The sequence below is a fragment of the Streptomyces flavofungini genome (assembly GCF_041028215.1).
Lineage (GTDB): Bacteria > Actinomycetota > Actinomycetes > Streptomycetales > Streptomycetaceae > Streptomyces > Streptomyces flavofungini_B.
Genome location: NZ_JASKYR010001074.1, coordinates 1 through 2,196 on the forward strand (window position 1 = coordinate 1; position 2,196 = coordinate 2,196).

Annotated in this window: 2 protein-coding genes; both read right to left on the reverse strand. The window is 75.2% G+C overall.

Annotation, left to right across the window (positions count from 1 at the left end; all coding sequences use genetic code 11):
- Nucleotides 1-1,179 (reverse strand): phytoene desaturase family protein (locus AB8Z36_RS38510; protein ID WP_369218013.1); only part of this gene is annotated, 1,179 nt, incomplete at its 3' end.
- Nucleotides 1,180-1,258: 79 nt separating this feature from the next.
- Nucleotides 1,259-2,196, reverse strand: a 938-nt coding sequence (locus tag AB8Z36_RS38515; protein WP_369218014.1) for a tetratricopeptide repeat protein, incomplete at its 5' end; no start/stop codon positions are given.

Genomic DNA, 2,196 nt, shown 5'->3' on the forward strand with positions numbered 1-2,196 from the left:
GAGGGTGAGGGTCTGGTAGCCGCGCTCGACGAGGTCGGGGGCGAGGATCGTCGGGTCGGTGAGCGAGTGGCAGTAGATCTCGGAGGGCGGCGCGGTGGGCGGCGTTCCGGCGGCGGCCTGCGCGTAGGCGGTGGCCAGTTCCTCGTAGCCCTCGGCGATGTGGAAGGTGCCCGCGAACGCCTCGTTCGGGTCGACCGTGCTGTCGCGGAGTCTCGGCAGCCGCTTGAGCAGCATGTTCACCTTGAGCTGGGCGCCTTCGGCGGGCGCGGGCGGCTGCTCGCCGAGGAGCGCGGCGAGGGCCTGCGGGGAGGCGTTGACCAGGACGTGCCGGGCGGCGACGGTGTGCTCGCCCGCGTCGTCCTGCCGGTAGGTGACCTCGGCGCGCCGCCCGTCGGTGGCGATCCGCGTCGCCTCGCACCCCGTGCGCAGCGTGGCTTCCGCGGCGCGCGCGGAGTCGGCGAGCGCGTCGGTGAGGGCGCCCATGCCGCCCACGGGGACGTTCCAGTCGCCGGTGCCGCCGCCGATGACGTGGTAGAGGAAGCAGCGGTTCTGCGCCAGGGAGGGGTCGTTGGCGTCGGCGAAGGTGCCGATGAGGGCGTCGGTGAGCACCACGCCGCGCACCAGGTCGTCGGCGAAGCGCTGCTCGATCGCCGCGCCGATGGGCTCCTCGAAGAGCGTGCGCCACGCGGTGGCGTCGTCGACGCGGGCGCGCAGCTCCGCCCGGAACGGCAGCGGTTCGGTGAGCGTGGGGAAGACGCGGCCCGCGAGGCGGGCGGTCATCGCGTAGAACTCCCGCCAGGCCTCGTACTCCTTGGTGTCGCCGGTCAGCCGGGTGAACGCCCGCCGGGTGCGGGCCTCGCCGCCGCCGACGAGCAGACCGGTGGGGCGGCCGTCGCGCTCGGCCGGGGTGTAGGAGGAGACGGTGCGGGTGCGCACCCGGAAGTCCAGGTCGAGGTCCCGCACGACCTTCTTCGGGAGCAGGCTGACCAGGTAGGAGTAGCGCGAGAGCCGCGCGTCGACCCCGGGGAAGGGCCTGCTGGAGACGGCGGCGCCGCCGGTGGAGCCGAGCCGCTCAAGGAGCAGCACGGAACGTCCGGCGCGGGCGAGATAGGCGGCGGCGACGAGACCGTTGTGGCCACCGCCGACGATGACGGCGTCGTACACATCGCGATCAGACATGGCTCTTCCTAACACGAAGGACCACCGTCGAGGACCCCGCGTGACCGGGACCGGACCCACCGGTCCCGCATCGGATCACTCACAGGCCGCCCGCGGCCCGCTGCTGGCGGAGCGCCGCCACCCTGCGGTACAGCTCGACGGCCTCGGTGCCCCTGCCGAGCTGCTCCAGGCAGTGCGCCTCGTCGTTGCGGCTGGCCAGGGCGTCCGGGTGACCGGCGCCGAGCACCTGCTCGCGGGCGGCGGCCACCCTGCGGTACTCGGTCAGCGCGTCGGGCCAGCGCCCGAGCCAGCCGAGGCCGACCGCCACCTCGCGGCGGCTGACCAGCGTGTCCGGGTGGTCCGGGCCGAGGACCCGCTCCCGGATCGCGCACACGTCCCGCGCCTCGGCCAGGGCCTCCTCCCAGCGGCCGAGCCGCCCGAGGTTCACGCCGAGTCCATGGCGGGCCCGCAGTGTCTCGGGGTCGCTGGGGCCGCTGACGCGGGTGCGGTCGTCGACCAGGTCGCGGTACAGCACCAGCGCCTCGGCGCTGCGCCCGAGCCTGCCGAGGCTGATGCCGACCTCGTAGCGGGCGGCGAGCGTGTCGGGGTGGTCGGCTCCGAGTGCCCGCACCCGTGCGTCGGCCACCTCCCGGTAGGTGCGCAGCGCCTCGTGCCAGCGGCCCAACTGACCTAGCGCATAGGCGACTTCGTAGCGGGTGACGAGGGTGTCGGGGTGGGTCGCGCCGAGGACGCGGGCCCGCGCCGCCGCCACCTCTTCGGCCAGCCGGTAGGAGTCCTCAAGGCGCCCGAGACGGCTGAGGTTGTAGGCGAGGTTGTGGCGGCAGCGCAGGGTGTCCGGGTGGTCGGGTCCCGCCACCCGCTCCCGCACGCGGTGCACCTCGCCCGCCTCGGTCCAGCGCCCGAGCCTGCCCAGGCTGAGGCCCGCGTTGTGGCGGCCGGCCAGCGTGGCGAGCAGCTCCGGCGGCGGCGCGGGCCGTTCGGGCTGCCGGGGCGCGGCGGCCCGGCGCGCGTCGAGAC